Annotated in this window: 15 protein-coding genes; 3 read left to right on the top strand and 12 right to left on the bottom strand. The window is 64.5% G+C overall.

The genetic code is table 11. From position 1 onward, the window contains the following. Positions 1 to 101: 101 nt before the first annotated feature. The 10 genes from chrA to QAZ47_RS08900 all read right to left on the bottom strand — a co-directional run bounded on the left by chrA (position 102) and on the right by QAZ47_RS08900 (position 10,126). Positions 102 to 1,490 (bottom strand): chromate efflux transporter, encoded by a 1,389-nt coding sequence (gene chrA, locus QAZ47_RS08945; protein ID WP_278232985.1) that lies wholly within the window; start codon positions 1,488 to 1,490, stop codon positions 102 to 104. Beyond that, entirely contained in the window at positions 1,487 to 2,305 is an 819-nt protein-coding gene (locus tag QAZ47_RS08940; RefSeq protein ID WP_278206356.1) for a chromate resistance protein ChrB domain-containing protein, read from the bottom strand. The genes chrA and QAZ47_RS08940 overlap by 4 nt, the downstream gene beginning before the upstream one ends. Before the next feature lie 139 nt (positions 2,306 to 2,444). Beyond that, on the bottom strand, positions 2,445 to 3,221 hold the full coding sequence (locus QAZ47_RS08935) for an SDR family oxidoreductase (protein ID WP_278233784.1): 777 nt from the start codon (positions 3,219 to 3,221) through the stop codon (positions 2,445 to 2,447). 11 nt (positions 3,222 to 3,232) lie between these two features. Continuing rightward, complete coding sequence (locus QAZ47_RS08930; protein WP_278232984.1) at positions 3,233 to 4,045, bottom strand: SDR family oxidoreductase; 813 nt, start codon at positions 4,043 to 4,045, stop codon at positions 3,233 to 3,235. After that, a complete protein-coding gene (locus tag QAZ47_RS08925) occupies positions 4,042 to 5,043 on the bottom strand; it encodes a sugar phosphate isomerase/epimerase family protein (protein WP_278232983.1) in 1,002 nt (333 codons plus the stop codon). Before QAZ47_RS08925 ends, QAZ47_RS08930 begins: the two co-directional genes overlap by 4 nt. Positions 5,044 to 5,083: 40 nt before the next feature. Next, positions 5,084 to 5,851, bottom strand: a complete 768-nt coding sequence (locus QAZ47_RS08920; protein WP_278232982.1) for an SDR family NAD(P)-dependent oxidoreductase — start codon at positions 5,849 to 5,851, stop codon at positions 5,084 to 5,086. A gap of 11 nt (positions 5,852 to 5,862) precedes the next feature. After that, positions 5,863 to 6,984, bottom strand: coding sequence for an ABC transporter ATP-binding protein (locus QAZ47_RS08915; protein WP_278232981.1), 1,122 nt, complete (start codon positions 6,982 to 6,984; stop codon positions 5,863 to 5,865). Continuing rightward, on the bottom strand, positions 6,981 to 7,877 hold the full coding sequence (locus tag QAZ47_RS08910) for a carbohydrate ABC transporter permease (protein ID WP_278232980.1): 897 nt from the start codon (positions 7,875 to 7,877) through the stop codon (positions 6,981 to 6,983). Before QAZ47_RS08910 ends, QAZ47_RS08915 begins: the two co-directional genes overlap by 4 nt. Continuing rightward, complete coding sequence (locus QAZ47_RS08905) at positions 7,870 to 8,805, bottom strand: sugar ABC transporter permease (RefSeq protein ID WP_278232979.1); 936 nt, start codon at positions 8,803 to 8,805, stop codon at positions 7,870 to 7,872. The genes QAZ47_RS08910 and QAZ47_RS08905 overlap by 8 nt, the downstream gene beginning before the upstream one ends. 55 nt (positions 8,806 to 8,860) lie before the next feature. Then, entirely contained in the window at positions 8,861 to 10,126 is a 1,266-nt protein-coding gene (locus QAZ47_RS08900) for an ABC transporter substrate-binding protein (RefSeq protein ID WP_278232978.1), read from the bottom strand. 92 nt (positions 10,127 to 10,218) lie between these two features. Here QAZ47_RS08900 and QAZ47_RS08895 point away from each other — a divergent pair, with 92 nt between their 5' ends. Further along, on the top strand, positions 10,219 to 11,457 hold the full coding sequence (locus QAZ47_RS08895; RefSeq protein WP_278232977.1) for an ROK family transcriptional regulator: 1,239 nt from the start codon (positions 10,219 to 10,221) through the stop codon (positions 11,455 to 11,457). Between the two features lie 108 nt (positions 11,458 to 11,565). On the opposite strand, the gene QAZ47_RS08890 is transcribed toward QAZ47_RS08895, so the two are convergent. Further along, positions 11,566 to 12,354: a 3-hydroxybutyrate dehydrogenase gene (locus QAZ47_RS08890; protein WP_278232976.1), complete on the bottom strand. Its 789-nt coding sequence runs from the start codon at positions 12,352 to 12,354 to the stop codon at positions 11,566 to 11,568. A gap of 223 nt (positions 12,355 to 12,577) precedes the next feature. Here QAZ47_RS08890 and QAZ47_RS08885 point away from each other — a divergent pair, with 223 nt between their 5' ends. Both QAZ47_RS08885 and QAZ47_RS08880 read left to right on the top strand, forming a co-directional pair. Beyond that, positions 12,578 to 13,366 carry an acetoacetate decarboxylase gene (locus tag QAZ47_RS08885; RefSeq protein WP_278233783.1) on the top strand — a complete coding sequence of 263 codons (789 nt, stop codon included), beginning with the start codon at positions 12,578 to 12,580 and terminating at the stop codon, positions 13,364 to 13,366. Further along, the gene (locus QAZ47_RS08880) at positions 13,359 to 14,519 is read left to right on the top strand and encodes a patatin-like phospholipase family protein (protein ID WP_278232975.1); all 1,161 of its coding nucleotides are present in this window, start codon (positions 13,359 to 13,361) and stop codon (positions 14,517 to 14,519) included. The genes QAZ47_RS08885 and QAZ47_RS08880 overlap by 8 nt, the downstream gene beginning before the upstream one ends. Before the next feature lie 143 nt (positions 14,520 to 14,662). Here the strand turns inward: QAZ47_RS08880 and QAZ47_RS08875 are convergent, their stop codons facing one another. Continuing rightward, a complete protein-coding gene (locus QAZ47_RS08875) occupies positions 14,663 to 15,691 on the bottom strand; it encodes a CorA family divalent cation transporter (protein ID WP_278232974.1) in 1,029 nt (342 codons plus the stop codon). Positions 15,692 to 15,702: the final 11 nt, after the last annotated feature.

The following is a 15,702-nucleotide window of genomic DNA, read 5'->3' as shown; positions in this document are numbered from 1 at the left end:
GCAAAGTCTCCAATTCATCAATCTGCAGGCAGCAGTATCATGCTAACATGTTAGTTGTAAACAGAGCCCCTCGATCACGCTTGGCTGCGGCCTGAAACAGTTCACGATGCCAGCAAGGCCAGTCCCGCCAGCGCCGATGCCGCGAGCGTCGGCAGCATGCCGACTTTCAGCTTCAGCATGGCGACCATCGCCGCCGCCGACAGCAACGCCGCGCGCCAGTCGAGCGAGGAGAAGACCGGGACCTCCACGCCCCAGCCGATACTCGCGACCTTGCCGAACACGACGTGCAACGCGAACCACAGCGCAAGGTTCATCACCACGCCGACGACCGCGGCCGTGATCGCGCCGAGCGCCGCCGACAGCGCCTTGTTCTGCCGCAACTGCTCGATGTAAGGCGCGCCGAGGAATATCCAGAAGAAGCAGGGCGCGAAGGTGGCCCAGAGCGTCAGCGCCGCCCCCAGCGATCCCGCAAGCAACGGGCTGAGCGTGCCGGCATGGCGATAGGCGGCGGCGAAGCCGACGAACTGCAGCACCAGGATCAGTGGGCCGGGCGTCGTCTCGGCAAGCCCGAGCCCGTCGACCATTTCGCCGGGTGCCAGCCAGCCGAACGAGGTCACCGCCGCTTGCGCGACATAGGCCAGAACCGCATAGGCGCCGCCGAAGGTGACGACGGCCATCAGGCTGAAGAAGCCGCCCATCTGCGCCCACACGCTTCCCGGTCCCGCCAGCGCGGCGATCAGTGCCACCGGTCCGAGCCAGAGCGGCAGCCAGATCGCAATGGTGCGGGCCGCATGCCACCTGGTCGGCACGGTGTGGCCGAGCTCGCCGCGTTCGAACATCAGGTCGACCACGCCCCGGCTGTCGGCAGCGGTTTTGCCCTTGCTGTGCGCCGAGCCGGAAAACAGCCCTGGTGCAAAACGATTGCCGATCCAACCGATCAGGCCTGCGGCAAGCACGATCAGCGGGAACGGCAACCTGGCGACGTAGATGGCGAGGAAGGCCGCCACGGCTATCGCCACCATGGCCCGGTTCTTCAGCGCCCGCCTGCCGATGCGAATGACAGCCTCGACGACGACGGCCAGCACCGCCGCCTTGACGCCGAAGAACAGCGCCTCGATGACCGGCGCGTCGTTGTAGAGCATGTAGAAGCTGCTCAGGCCGAGCATGACCAGCGCGCCCGGCAGTACGAACAGGGTGCCGGCGACCAACCCGCCGGCGGTCCGGTGCAGCAGCCAGCCGACATAGATGGCAAGCTGCTGCGCCTCGGGACCCGGCAGGAGCATGCAGTAGTTCAGCGCGTGGAGAAAACGCTCCTCGCCGATCCAGCGGCGCTCCTCGACCAGTTCCTTATGCATCAGCGCGATCTGTCCGGCCGGCCCGCCGAAGGAGAGCAAGCCGATCTTTGCCCAGAGCCGCGTCGCCTCGCGAAAAGTCGGCACGGCCGGAACCTCGGCCGGCCGCGCCGCGCCGTCCTTGGCAAGCGCGGTCATTGTGCCTTGCCTCCGACCGGCCAGTTATGCGTCTCGTCCGTGGCGTCGCGGCACCAGCGGAAGAACGCGTCATAGAGGAGCATGCCGGCTTCGAGTTGCTCGAGATCGTCGCGGAACATGCGCGACAGGCCGAGCGAGGCGGCGAGGAACCCGGCCGCCTGCGGAACGAGGTCGAGCCGCGCCGTATCGGCTCCGCGCACGATCAGCGCCAAGCGGTCGAGCGCATCGACGCGCAGGCCGAACTCCTCGATCATCGTATCGAAAGTGCAGCGATCGCCGCGATGGCTCCAGAACACGCCCTCGATATCGAAGGGAATCGCCGCGAAGCGGTCCGCCACCAGCGGCACCTCGGCCGGGTCGACGAACAGGAACACCGCATCGGGATCGACGAAGCGGCGGATCAGCCAGGGGCAGGCGATGCGGTCGACCTTCGGCCGCGAACGGGTGACCCACACGGTGCGGCCCTTCTCGTCGCGGGGCGGGACCGCGCCGGCCGCGATCAACGGCGCCTTGGCGGCGGTCCAGGCCTCGAAGCCGCCTTCCAGCGACTCCGCCGGAATACCCTCATGACGCAGCCACGCGGCGACGCCTTGCGAGAGCTTCTGTCCCTTCTGGCAGATGACGACGACCTTGGATCCGGAGAACTCGGCCGCCCAGGTCGAGACGGTTCTGAAATCGCGCCGGCGGGAAGCCGGCAGCAGCCGCGGATCGGCTTCGTAATCCTCATCGACGCGCACATCGATAAGAACCGGCGCATCCGGCAAGCCGACGAGACGGGAAAGTTGCGGAATGGTGATTGCGGTCGTTGACGGCATGGCGTCCACCTCCTGTACAAAGAGAGCCTGGACGCGATCGTTGGGCTGACGCCTCACGGGGTCGTCGCGGAGAACCCCTTGCAATGATGCTGGAATGATCCCCGCCGATTGTCAAGAAAGAGCTTCTACGTTCGTCCCGTCAGAGCGATGCCGTGATGCCGCCGTCGACATAGAGGACGTGGCCGTTGACAAAGCTTGATGCATCGGAAGCCAGGAAGACCGCCGCCCCGATCAGTTCCTCGACCTCTGCCCAGCGGCCGGCAGGCGTGCGTTTCTCCAGCCAGGCGGTGAAGCTGGCGTCGGCGACCAAGGCGGCATTGAGTTCGGTGTTGAAATAGCCTGGACCGATCGCATTGACCTGCAGGCCATATCGCGCCCAGTCGGTCGCCATGCCCTTGGTCAGCATCTTCACGGCACCCTTGGTCGCCGTGTAGGGCGCGATGCTCGTGCGTGCCAGCTCGCTCTGCACGGAGGCGATGTTGACGATTTTGCCGTGTCCGCGCGGGATCATGCGGCGTGCCACAGCCTGGCCGACATGGAATACGCTGTCGATATTGGTCGCCTTGAGCCTTTCCCAGGCATCCAGCGGAAATTCCTCGAGCGGCGCGCGAAACTGCGTGCCGGCATTGTTGAACAGGATCTCGATCGGACCGATTTCGCTCTCGATGGCATCGACCGCTGCCGTCACGGCGGCCGCGTCCGTCACGTCGAAGGCGCGAGCGTGAACCTTATGGCCTTCGGCGGCGAGCCGTGTCCGCGCCTCCTCCAGCACGCTTTCGTTGCGCGCGTTGAGCACCAGCTCCGCGCCTGCTTCGGCCAAGCCGCGGGCGATCGCGAAGCCTATCCCCTTCGAGGATCCGGTTACCAGCGCGAGCCGGCCGGAAAGGTCGAAGCGCTTGATGGCAGTTTCCCTCATCGTCACGTGCATCACCCCGGAAAGATCGTGAAGCCGCCGTCCACACGGATCACCTGGCCGTTGATGAAGCGGGCGCGCGATCCAGCAAGAAAGGCGACAGCCTCGGCAATCTCTTCAGGCTCGGCATAGCGGTTCAGGGAACGCTTGGACGAATCCATCCTTGCCGGATCGACGACGCGTGTCGCCTGGAACCGGGCGGTTTTCGTCGCCCCTGGGCTGACTGCATTGACCCGCACGCCCTCGTCGATCAGTTCCTTGGCGAGGCAACGGGTATAGTGGACGACGGCAGCCTTGAGGGTCGAATAGACGACCTCCGGCGAGCAGCCGAGGTGAGCGGCCGCCGAGGCGATATTGATCACCGACCCTGATCCGCGCTTCACCATCGGCGGCACGAAGGCCTGGCAAACCAGCATGGTACCGATCAGGTTGTTTTCGGTGAGCACCTTTATGTCCTCGTAATCGATGTCGAGGGCATTGTTGGGGCTGGGCTTGGTTCCCTTGGCGCCGATGTCGCCGCCCGCGCAGTTGACGAGCACGTGCACATCGCCGAGCTCCGCCTCGATCTTGCGCTTCATCTCGGCAACGGCGGCACGGTCGCCGATATTGCCGGTGACCGCGGTCACCCGGGTGCCGTGTCGTCCCAGGTGCCTTGCCGATTCACCGAGGTCGGCGAACTCGCCATACTTCGCCGGTTGGGTCCAGTCCAGGTCGTGGATTGCAACGTCCGCCCCGAGTTCCGCCAGCCGGTCCGCCATGACGTGGCCGAGGCCGCGTCCGGAACCGGTGACGAAGGCGGTGACGCCGCTGAGTTCGCGAGTTGTCATGAGGGGTTCTCCAGAGTCATGAGGCCGAGCTCCTTCATGTTGGCGGCGCTACGCCGGATCATGTCGAGCTCGTAGGAAACCAGGGCGCCGTCGTCCCCGCGCTCCCAGGGGGTGCGGAAATCGGCATCGTCGGGCAGGCGATTCTTTTGCGCGGCGGCAAGGCAGGCGGCGAATTCGCGCGCGGTTTTCGGCGGATAGCCGTTCCACCAGTCGTCGAGAAGAAAGCGCACATGGCGCGCCTCGAGCGCACCCGGCTCGAGCACGGCGGTGAGTTCGTCGTGCATGTCGCCGAGCAGGGCCGCGAGGTCGCTGAAGGGCACGGCGCCGTCGCCGATGGCGCAGCGCACGAGCCGATATCCTTCGCCCGTGAACTGAACGCGGTAGTCCTTCAGGTGGACATGTCGCACATAGGGCGCGATGCGGCGGGTGAAGTCGAGCGGCGCCTCGGCGACGGGAAACGTATTGCCGGTGTCGAACGTGATGCCGACCCCTCGCCCGCCCGTCTCGCAGAACGCCACCAGCTCGGCGCTGCCGAAATCCTGATGGTTCTCGATCGCGAGCACGCGGCCTTCGGCTTCGGCCCGCGGCCCCCATTGCTGAAGCGCCGACCTGATCGAGGCGTTGAGCTCGCCCCATTTGTCGCCCCAGGCATTGCGGTCACCGCACAGAACCGGTGTCAGGCCGAGCCGGATGGTCCTCGCGCCGAGCGCGCGGGCGGAACGGAACGCGCTCTCCAGCGGCCCCATCATATTGAGCCCGGCGCTGACGACGGGTGTCATCCCAAGCCCGTCGAGCCGCTCCTTCAGGGCGGTCAGGCCGGAATCGGACATTTCCGCCAGCCATGGATCGTAGATCTCGAGCGTGCGTGCGCCGAGCTCCTCGGCCAGGGCGATGAAGCCTTCGAGCCCCGCGCCCTTGGGGTTGGCGCGCGGCGTGCCGCGGCCCTGCAGCCCAAGATGATAGGTAAGCCCATAGGGGTTCAAACCAACGCGGAGCATCAGGCCAGCCGATCCAACGAGGGGAGACGGAGAACCTGCATCAGCGCAGGCCCGCATCGACGGTGATGGATTGCTTGGTGATCATGCGGCTGTCGTCGGCGGCGAGAAAAAGCGCCGTGCGGGCGATCTCGTCGGCCAGCAGAACCCGCCTGATCAACTGGCGCCCGACCATCTGATCGACGGACTCCGGCGTCGTGTACCAAAGACGGCGCTGCCGCTCGGTGATCACGGCGCCCGGCTCGATGGCGTTGACGCGGATATTGTCGGGACCGAAGGCGCGGGCCAGCGACCGCGTCATGCCGATGATCGCGGCCTTGGCCGTGGCATAGGCGGTCATCTGGTCGGCGCCGAAGCGCCAGGAGGTCGAGGAAAGGTTGATGATGGAGCCAAAGCCCAGCGACTTCATCTGCGGATGGACGGCCTGGGCGGCGAAGAACTGATGCTTCAGATTGACGTTTTGGGCATGATCCCAGTAGTCCGGCGTCACTTCAGCGACTGCGTGGCGGTCATCATTGGCGGCGTTGTTCACCAGGACAGCAACCGGCCCGGCCTTTTCCCGCACATTCTCGATCGCTGCGCGCAGGGCCGCGATGTCGGTCACATCGCATGGCAGGAACAGGGGCGCGTGGCGCGCGGCGCCCGCAAGCTCCGCCTTCAGTTCCCGGCCGGCCGCTTCCTGAATGTCGAGAAAGGCCACTCGCGCCGCGTTGGCCGCGAAGGTGCGAACCATTTCGGCGCCGATCCCAGAGGCTCCTCCGGTGATCAGCACGACACGGTCTGCGAGGCTTGGATAGGTGGCGAATGTCAAAGGCTGAGCTTTCAAAGAAGGGATTGGGTCGTCGGATCGAAGAGGCAAGCCCGCGCCATGTCGATGCCGAGCGTCATTGTCTCGCCCATCCGGGGGGCGCCGTCCGGGTCGAAACGGCCGGTGACTTCGAGATCGCCGAAGCGAAGTACCGCCAGGGTCTCGGCACCCGTGGGCTCGACCAGCTCGACCGGGGCCTTCACCGCCGCGATGGCGCGCTTGCGGTGCTTCAAGTCGTCCGAAAAGCGGTAAATATGTTCCGGCCGCACGCCAAGCACGACGTTCCTCGGCGCGCCGGCCGGCACCGGCTGGGCAAGTTCCAACGCTGCGGTGCCGCCATCCGCGGTCCGAACCGTGACGCAGGGCCGGCCCGCCGCGTCGCCGAGCTCGGCGGGAATGAAATTCATCGCCGGCGAGCCCATGAAGCCCGCGACGAACATGTTGGCGGGGCGGCTGTAGATCATCTGCGCGGCGTCGAACTGCTGCACCGACCCCTGATGCATGACGGCAATGCGCGAAGCGAGCGTCATCGCCTCCACCTGGTCGTGGGTGACATAGACCGTGGTCTTGCCGACACGGTTGTGCAGCTTCTTGATCTCGGTGCGCATGTCGACGCGCAGCTTGGCATCGAGGTTGGAAAGCGGCTCGTCGAACAGGAAAAGCTTCGGGTCCCGCACCAGCGCCCGGCCCATGGCGACCCGCTGGCGTTGACCGCCGGAGAGTTGCCCGGGCTTGCGGCCAAGCAGCGCCTCGATCTGCAGCAGCGCCGCGACGTGCTTGACGGCGTCGGCCTGATCGGCCTTCGGCACGCCGCGGCTCTCCATGCCGAAGGTTATGTTCTGGCGCACGGTCATGGTCGGGTAGAGCGCATAGGACTGGAACACCATGGCGATGTCGCGGTCCTTTGGCGGCACGGAATTGACCAGCCGGTTGCCGATGCGGATTTCACCCGACGTCACGCTTTCAAGTCCGGCGACCAAGGCAAGCAGGGTGGACTTGCCGCAACCGGAAGGTCCGACGAGAGCGATGAACTCTCCCGGCTGCGCTTCGAGGTTGATGCCCTTCAAGACGTCCACGGCGCCGTAGCTCTTGTAGAGATTGCGAATGGTCAGGGCGGATAGGGATTGGCTCGTCATTTGATGGCGCCCTGTGTCAGACCGCGAACGAAGTACTTGCCGCCAAAGAGATAGATCATGAGCGGCGGCAGCGCGCCGATCAGCACGGCGGCGCTCATCACGTCGTAGCTGCGGGCGGTCGTTCCGCTCGCCGTCAGCGCGACGAGCGCGGCTGTGATCGGCTGCGCCTGGCCGGACGTGAAGACCACGCCGAACAGATACTCGTTCCAGATGCCGGTGAACTGCCAGATGACGGTCACGATCAGAATGGGCGGCGACAGCGGTATTATGATCTTCCAGAAAATCCGCCAGAAGCCGGCGCCGTCGATGCGCGCCGCCTTGATCAGGTCGTCGGGGATGCCGACATAGTAGTTGCGGCAGAACAGGGTGGTGAAGGAAATTCCCTGGACGACATGCACCAGGATCAGGCCGTAGGTCGAGTTGGTCAGACCGAGCTTTCCAAGAACGAATGCCCAGGGCATCAGCGCGATCTGCCCCGGCATGAAGACACCGAGCAGCATCAGGGTGAACAGGACCTCCGAGCCCTTGAAGCGCCATTTGGACAGCACGTAGCCGTTCACGGCGCCGAGCAGCGTGGAAATGATCGTCGCCGGAATGGTCATCCACAGTGAGTTCAGGAAATTCCGTTGCATCCCCTGGCAGGTGCCGGCGATGCAATAAGTGCTCCAGGCCTGCGCCCATGCCTCCAGCCGGAAGGTCTTTGGCAGCGAGATGAGCCCGTCGCGCGCGATCTCCGCCTGCTCGCGGAAGGAATTGAAGACGACCACGAGCAGCGGGATCAGATAGATTGCGGCGAAGACCGTCAGCAGGCCATAGATTGCGAACCGGCTCCAGAAGTGCCTGCGGCTCGCTGCAGCCGCTTCCAGGTCGATGGCGGCGGCCAGTTCAGCCATTTCCTGCCTCCGCCCGGCGGCGCCACACCACCCACAGCGAATAGGGCACCAGCACCACGGCAAGCGCCGCCAGCATCATGACCGCGGCCGCCGCGCCCTCGCCGATCTCGCCACGCTGGAACATCAGATCGTAGACGTAGATGGCGGGGAACGTGGTCGAGATGCCCGGCCCGCCGCGGGTCAGGGCGGCGACGAGGTCGAACGTCTTGATGGCGAACTGGATCTGGATGACGGCGACCGCAAGGAAGATCGGCGCGATGGTTGGCAGAATGACCTTCCTGTAGGTGCGCACGACCGATGCGCCGTCGATCTGCGCCGCCTTCACCAGATCCGGATCGACCGAGCGTAGGCCGGCCAGAAAGAGTGCCATGGCGAAACCGGAAGACTGCCAGACGCCGGTGATGATCACCGCATAGATCGCGTGGTTGCGATCGCTGGTGAGCGCGAAGCTGAAGTCGCTCCAGCCCAGCCCGCGCACCAGCGCCTGGATGCCGTCGACCGGATTGTAGAGCCAGCTCCAGACGGTGCCGGTGACGATGAAGGAAACCGCCAGCGGGTAGAGGAAGATCGTCCGCCACACCGCCTCGCCGCGCACGCGCTGGTCGATCAGGATGGCCAGCAGCAGCCCGACCGCCATGGAGCCCACGATATAGAAGCCGCTGAAGAGGAAAAGGTTGGTGTAGGCGATGTTCCAGCGCCGGTTGGACCAGAGCGACGCGTAGTTGTCGAGGCCCGTAAGGCCGTAGCTCGGCAAAAGTGTCGAGTCGGACAGCGACAGATAGAGCGTCCAGCCCGTGAACACGAAGACATAGACGAAGCTCGCCGCGAGCGAAGGGGCGAGCACGAGGATCGGCACGATCGATCCCAGACGATCACGCCACGAGCGGGCGGGCACGGCTATCGGAACGGAAAGGTCGTGGATGGACATTGGGCTTCCTGCCGGCCGGGCGCCGGCGCGATGTCGCGCCGGCGCCCTTCGCGCCTCATTCCTGCGCTTCGGCGGCGTCGGCCATGGCGTTGGCCGCATCCTTGGCGGACATGTCCGGCGTCGCGACGAATTCGGTGATCGTGTCCATGATGGCGCCGCGGACCTTTTGCGGGATGGTCATGTTGTGGGCCATCGAGCGGACCAGCGTGCCCGCCTCGATCGAGGCCTGCAGGTCCTTCTGGGACTTCTGCTGGCAGGGATTGAAGCCCTTCGACAGATCGACGTCGAGGCGCGCCGGGATCGAGCCCTTGGCCTGGTTGAAGACGGTCTGGAACTCCGGCGACAGGATGGTGCTGGCGAGCAGCTTCTGGCCCTCCACATAGTCGGGATCCTTCTGCTGGAAGAACACGACGGAATCGGAGTTCAGGATGAAGCCGGGCTTGCCCCAGTCGGTCGGCGCCTGGGCGCAGACATAATCCGTGCCCTCCTTGAAGCCGGCGGCGGTGAGCAAGCCGATCGTCCAGTCGCCCATGATGTGGAACGCCGCCTCGCCGCGCCCGACGAGAGCCGACATCGAATCCCAGTCGCGGCCGTTCATGCCGGGGTCCATGTACTTGGACGTCATGATGCGGAATTGCTCGAAGGCCTTGACCATGCCGTCGCTGCGCATGGCGTCGACGCTGCCTTCGACGAAGGCCTTGCGATAGAGGTCGAGGTCCTGGCCGTAGACGACGACTTCGAAGACGGTGGAATCGGTCCAATCGGCGGTCGAGTGCGAGATGCAGATCTTGCCGGTGGCCACGATCTTGTCGCAGGCTGCGTTGAATTCCGCCCAGGTCTTCGGAACTTCCGTCACGCCGGCGGCCTGCATGACTTTTGGCGATGCCCATATCCAGTTGATGCGGTGGATGTTCATGGGTGCCGCCACCCACTTGCCGCTCGGCTTCATCACCGGCAGCAATTCCGGCGCCACCACCTTCTCCCAATTCTCAGCCTTCGCGAGATCATCCAGATCGGCGGTCATGCCGGTCTTGTTCCATTCGGCGATCTCGGGACCCTTGAGCTGAACCGCCGGGGGAGCATTGCCTGCGATCACGTCGGCGCGCAGCTTGGCAAGCGTGTTGGCGGTATGGCCGGCGATCGAGGTCTGTTGCCACTTTCCACCCTTCGCCTCGAACATCTCGCCAAGCTTGGCGATGGCCTGCGCGTCCGATCCGGTCGCCCATTGGTGGAGCAGATTGGTCTTCGGCTCGGCGAGTGCCGTGTTTGCAAGAAAGGCAAATGCCGCCGTAGCGACAAGGGTCGCCCTCAGATATCTCATCGTCTCACTCCCATTTGATTTCAGCACGGTTCATCACGACCGTTTCGTCGAGACCACCCACGGATCGCAGAAGGTCTCTAGTTTTTTCTAGAATGATCAAATACGATCGGCAGTCAAGGAGTTTTAAGACAAAAATGACAAAAAGCCTGCTCAGATCGCTGCTGGACGGTCAACCTCCGGGCACGCCTGAAAGTCTGATTGTCCGCTGTCTCAGCCAGCGCGGCGCCATTTCCGCCGCGCAGATCGCCCGGCTCACCGGCTTGGCCCGATCGACCGTCTCGACGGCTTTGACTGGTCTGAGGAAGTCAGGAATCGTGGTGGAACTGGCGGCGGCTGACGAAACGGCCAAAGGCGTCGGCCGGCCGCCGGCGACGCTGACGCTCAATCCTGAAGCCGGCACCTGCGTCGGCGTTCATCTTAGTCTCGACGAGATTCGGGTCGCTGTGGCCGACGTCTCACATTCATTCATTTCTGAAAAAATTATCCCCCTCGGCCTGGATTATCCTCCGGACCGGGCGGCAAAGCTCACCAAGGCGGCGATCGCGCAATGCTACGAGGAGAACAGCCTGTCTGCGTCCGGCCTCCTGGGTGTCGGGGTTTCTGTGTCGGGACCGGTCAGCCCCGAAGGCTTCGTCCAGCGGGCCAGCATCGTTCCCACTTGGGCTGGCGTCAACATCCGACATGTCTTTGGGCCGGTGCTGGAGCAGCCGATCTTCGCCGCCAATGAAAGCAACTGCGCCGCCATTGCCGAGATGATGTGGGGCGCCGCCGTCGGTTACGAGGACTTTGTGCTGTTCAAGATCGACCTCGGGGTGGGCGGCGCGATCGTCCAGCACGGACGCGTCGTGACCGGAATTGCCGGCGGCGCGGGCGAGTTCGGTCACATGAGCATCGATCCATCGGGCGATCTTTGCCGCTGCGGCAATCGAGGCTGCCTGGAACTCTACGCCAGCTTCAACCGGCCATTGGAGCAGATCGCGCGCGTGACGGGCCGGCGCGTCACGATGGACGACGTGATCCGCATGGCCGAGCAGGGCGATGTCGGAGCATTGCGCATGATCGAGGATACGGCCGAAATGGCGGGCCGCGGCCTGGGCATGATTGGATCCGTTCTGAACCCGCCCCTCATCATCATCGGAGGACGCATGGCGCTCGCCGGCGACATCCTGCTTACGCCGCTCATTGCGGCCTATGAACGGCACACCCTAATCAAGGCGCGGGACGTCGCCCCCGACAGGCGCACGCGAATAATCATCGGCAAGCACACCGAAAACGATGTGCTGCTTGGAGCCGTCGGCCTCGTCCTGAGCCATTACGGGCGACTTCAATAGCCATGGGGACCGGCAATGACTGCGCCAGGGAAGGATAGCACGAAGCAGCGCGAGTTAAGCCTTACGCAGCGACAGCGCCCCGTTTTGGGCCCCTTTAGGGAAGCGCGCTTACTGCGCCGTCCAGCCGCCATCCATCGGCAGGGTCGTGCCGGTCATCTGCTTGGCGGCGTCCGAGCACAGGAAGAGCGTCAGCGCCGCGAGTTCCTCGACGGTGACGAATTCCTTGGTCGGCTGTGCGGCTAAAAGCACATCGTGCTTGACCTGCTCCTCGGTCATGCCGCGCGCCTTCATCGTATCGGGGATCTGCTTCTCGACCAGCGGCGTCCAGACATAGCCGGGGGCGATCGCATTGACGGTGATGCCGTCCTGCGCCACTTCCAGCGCCACCGTCTTGGTCAGGCCGGCAATGCCGTGCTTGGCCGAGACATAGGCCGATTTGAACGGCGAGGCGACCAGCGCGTGTGCCGAGGCCGTGTTGATGATGCGGCCCCATTTGCGGCACTTCATGCCGGGCAGCACCGCCTTGATGGCGTAGAAGGCGGCGAGCAGGTTGATGCGGATGATCGCTTCCCACTTGTCGTCGGGAAACTCGTCGATCGGCGCGACATGCTGGATGCCGGCATTGTTGACCAGGATGTCGAGGCTGCCGAATGCCTCCTCGGCCTCGTGCACCATGGCGGTGACCGCGGCGCCGTCCGTCATATTGGCGCTCGAATAGCGGCATTTCACGCCGAAATCCTTCTCGATGCCGGCGCGCTCCTGCTCGATCGCCGCGGCGTCGCCCAGGCCGTTGATGGTGACGTTGGCGCCCTCGGCGGCAAAGGCGCGGGCGATTGCCAGGCCGATACCGCTGGTCGAGCCGGTGACGAGCGCATTCTTCGAAGACAGGGAACCCATGGGAGATCTCGCAAGAGGTAGGAGGGGATCTAAGGCACATAGTTTGTGCGCCGCAGCATGACAATGCCATGGCCATATGTCGTTGCCATTACAATGTTGTGATCCTGTGTGAGGACGATGAAGCTGGCGCTCGGGGACGATGACATGGCACTGTCATGGTGCCGTGCAACATACTCACCTGCGCATCTCGCGCATGTCATTCCTGAACCGATAGGTGAACAGCTTGGAAATCGACGATGTCGTGAAGCGCGCCTATGCGATGCCGCTCACCAACCCTTCCTTCCCGCCCGGCCCCTACCGTTTCTTCGACCGCGAATACATCATCATCACCTACCGCACGACGCGCGAGGCGTTGGAAGCCGTGGTGCCGAAGCCGCTCGAGATCGACGAACCGCTGGTGAAATACGAGTTCATCCGCATGCCGGATTCGACCGGCTTCGGCGACTATACCGAGACCGGCCAGGTCATCCCCGTGCGCTTCGGCGGTCAGCATGGCGGCTATGTCCATTCCATGTATCTCGACGACGACGCGCCGATCGCCGGCGGCCGCGAGCTCTGGGGTTTTCCGAAGAAGCTCGCCAGCCCCAAGATCGTGCATGAGGGCGAAGTGGTGGTGGGCACGCTTCACTATGGCAGCGTGCTGTGCGCCACCGGCACCATGGGCTACAAGCATCGCGAGGCCGACCACGATTCCGTGCTCGCCTCGCTCGCCGCGCCCAACTTCCTGATCAAGATCATCCCGCATGTCGACGGCAGCCCGCGCATTTGCGAGCTGGTGCGCTACTACCTGACCGACGTGACGCTGAAGGAAGCCTGGACGGCGCCGGCCGCGCTCGACCTTCGGCCCCATGTCATGGCCGACGTGGCCAAGCTGCCGGTGCTCGAGGTCGTCTCGGCCGTCCACTTCACCGCCGACCTGACGCTCGGGTTGGGCGAGGTCGTCCACGACTATCTCGCCGATCGCAACTCGACCGCGACCAGCGCAATCCAGCCGGAGAAGGCTCGTGCTTGAACGCGCCCGAAACAAGGCTACCGCCGCCACCATCCAGGAAATCTCGCAGCAATATGATCGCGTCGCCCTGGTCTTCCAGGGCGGCGGCGCGCTGGGCGCCTACCAGGCCGGCGTCTATCAGGCGCTTTCCGATGCCGGCTGCGAGCCGACCTGGCTCTCCGGCGTTTCGATCGGCGCCATCAACGCCTCGATCATCGCCGGCAACGAGCCGAGCCGGCGCCTGCAGCGGCTTGAGCAGTTCTGGCAGACGGTTTCAGGCCGCAAGATCTGGGCCTACACGCCGGAAGGCGACGTCTATCGCGACATCCGCAACCGCACCTCGTCGTGGATGACGATGATGATGGGCCAGCCCGGCTTCTTCAAGCCGCGCAATCCCAATCCATGGTTCGAGCCGCCAGGCGCCGAGGGCGCCACCAGCTTCTACGACACGGCCGAGCTGAAGGAGACGTTGGAAAGCCTGATCGACTTCGACGTGCTCAACGACGGCAAGAAGCGCTTGAGCGTCGGCGCGGTCAATGTCAGGACCGGCAACTTCGTCTATTTCGACACCGACAAGGTGCGCATCGGGCCGGAGCACATCATGGCGAGCGGCGCGCTGCCGCCGGCCTTCCCGTCGATCCGCATCGAGGGCGAGTATTATTGGGACGGCGGCATCGTCTCCAACACGCCGCTGCAATACCTGCTCGACCAGGAGGAGGACCGCTCCTCGCTGGTCTTCCAGGTCGATCTGTTCAGCGCCCGCGGCGCGCTGCCGCGCGGCATGGCCGACGTGCTGTCGCGCCACAAGGACATCATGTATTCGAGCCGCACGCGCCAGAACACCGACAATTTTCAGCGCATCCATGCGCTCAAGATGAAGCTGCTCGATGCGCTCAAGCGCGTTCCGCCGGAGCAACTGAAGGATGGCGAGAAGGAACTGATCGCCGATTATTCCGATGCCGGCGTGGTCAACATCGTCCACTTGATCTACCAGCACAAAGGCTATGAAGGCCACGCCAAGGACTATGAGTTCTCGGGCACCTCGATGCGCGAGCACTGGGAGATGGGCCTTGAGGACACGGAGCGCACGCTGCGCCACAAGCAGTGGCTGATGCCGCCGACCAATGTCGAAGGCGTCGCCATCCACGACCTGCACCGCGAAGACCCGACCTGAAGGCGGCGATCGGGCCGTGTCGCGGCCGGAAGCCCTCAAGGTCGAAGGTCCTGGAGCGGTTCAATTTCTGAGAGGAACACAGAACCGTTCCAACGTTTTGTTTTACGCAATTCCAGACGGAAAGCCGCTGCGCGCCCCTAGATCTAGAATTTGAGATCGGCGCCGGCCCGCAACAGCAGCCAGTAGAACAGGCCCGTCGCCCCAGCCGCGAGCAGCAGCGCCAGCAAGAAGCCGCCATGCGTATGCGTAAGCGGCAGCTCAGCGGTGTTCATGCCGAAGATACCGACGATCAACGTGCCAGGCAGAAGCAGCGCGCTCATCACCGCCAATGCTTTCAGGCTGCGGTTCGATTCGTCCGCGAGTTCGGCCGCGACCTCTTCCTGCAGCAGCCTCGCGCGGTCGTTGACCATGACGACTTCACGATCGAGCCTTTTGAGGCGGGCGGACAGGCGACCCAGTATTTCATGCGCGCCCGCCGACAACTCCCAGCCGGCACGGTTCTCGTCCTGGAACAGCGCCGCCTGCGCCGAAATCGGCCGGTGCAGCGAGACGGTGAGCCGACGCACGTCCTTGATCCGCCGCCGCTCGTCGGCAAGCCGCTCGGTGACGAGATGATCTTCGACCTCGTCCAGTTGTTTGGTCGCCGCGGCCAGTCGCTCGGTTGCGCTCCTGCAAAAGGCGAGCACGATCGCGCTGAACAGCTCGAATGCCGTTGCCGGCTTGAAACCGTCCCGCAGCGTCTTGTGCACCTCTTCGACGGCGGCCAGCGAATGGCGGCGGCCGGTCACGAGTAGCCGGTCCGTCACGGCAAAATGCAGCCTGCCGATGGTGGTCGACCGGCGTGCGATCTCGCCATGCAGGTCGGCGGCGATACCATGCACGACACCCTTCTCATGCGCCAGTGCCATGCTGTCCTCATGACCTTCGAGAATTGCGTGCGCCGATTGCGGCAGCGCGCAGGCATGGCTGATCCAGGAATGCGTCCGCTGGTCGATGAGGTCGACATGCAGCCACACCCAGCCGTCCGGCTTGGCAAGTGCAGCCTCTATGTCCTTGGGAGCGACCGGCTGCGGCGCTTCGTCAGCGGCGCCGCGATAGGCCCAGACCAGCCCGGGCGCGTGATGCCGGCTATCGTCCCAGGCAAGCAGTGTCAGATGCGATGCATCATTCATGGCCGCCACTC

Source organism: Mesorhizobium sp. WSM4904, from assembly GCF_029674545.1.
Lineage (GTDB): Bacteria > Pseudomonadota > Alphaproteobacteria > Rhizobiales > Rhizobiaceae > Mesorhizobium.
Note: the sequence above shows the minus strand (reverse complement) of the source record. Positions and strands in the feature narration are given on the sequence as shown.

What these genes read in the sequence shown, in the direction of transcription:
- chrA (WP_278232985.1), bottom strand. Translation starts at nt 1,490, where the DNA reads ATGACCGCGCTTGCCAAGGACGGCGCGGCGCGGCCGGCCGAGGTTCCG.
- QAZ47_RS08940 (WP_278206356.1), bottom strand. Translation starts at nt 2,305, where the DNA reads ATGCCGTCAACGACCGCAATCACCATTCCGCAACTTTCCCGTCTCGTC.
- QAZ47_RS08935 (WP_278233784.1), bottom strand. Translation starts at nt 3,221, where the DNA reads ATGAGGGAAACTGCCATCAAGCGCTTCGACCTTTCCGGCCGGCTCGCG.
- QAZ47_RS08930 (WP_278232984.1), bottom strand. Translation starts at nt 4,045, where the DNA reads ATGACAACTCGCGAACTCAGCGGCGTCACCGCCTTCGTCACCGGTTCC.
- QAZ47_RS08925 (WP_278232983.1), bottom strand. Translation starts at nt 5,043, where the DNA reads ATGCTCCGCGTTGGTTTGAACCCCTATGGGCTTACCTATCATCTTGGG.
- QAZ47_RS08915 (WP_278232981.1), bottom strand. Translation starts at nt 6,984, where the DNA reads ATGACGAGCCAATCCCTATCCGCCCTGACCATTCGCAATCTCTACAAG.
- QAZ47_RS08910 (WP_278232980.1), bottom strand. Translation starts at nt 7,877, where the DNA reads ATGGCTGAACTGGCCGCCGCCATCGACCTGGAAGCGGCTGCAGCGAGC.
- QAZ47_RS08905 (WP_278232979.1), bottom strand. Translation starts at nt 8,805, where the DNA reads ATGTCCATCCACGACCTTTCCGTTCCGATAGCCGTGCCCGCCCGCTCG.
- QAZ47_RS08900 (WP_278232978.1), bottom strand. Translation starts at nt 10,126, where the DNA reads ATGAGATATCTGAGGGCGACCCTTGTCGCTACGGCGGCATTTGCCTTT.
- QAZ47_RS08895 (WP_278232977.1), top strand. Translation starts at nt 10,219, where the DNA reads ATGATCAAATACGATCGGCAGTCAAGGAGTTTTAAGACAAAAATGACA.
- QAZ47_RS08890 (WP_278232976.1), bottom strand. Translation starts at nt 12,354, where the DNA reads ATGGGTTCCCTGTCTTCGAAGAATGCGCTCGTCACCGGCTCGACCAGC.
- QAZ47_RS08875 (WP_278232974.1), bottom strand. Translation starts at nt 15,691, where the DNA reads ATGAATGATGCATCGCATCTGACACTGCTTGCCTGGGACGATAGCCGG.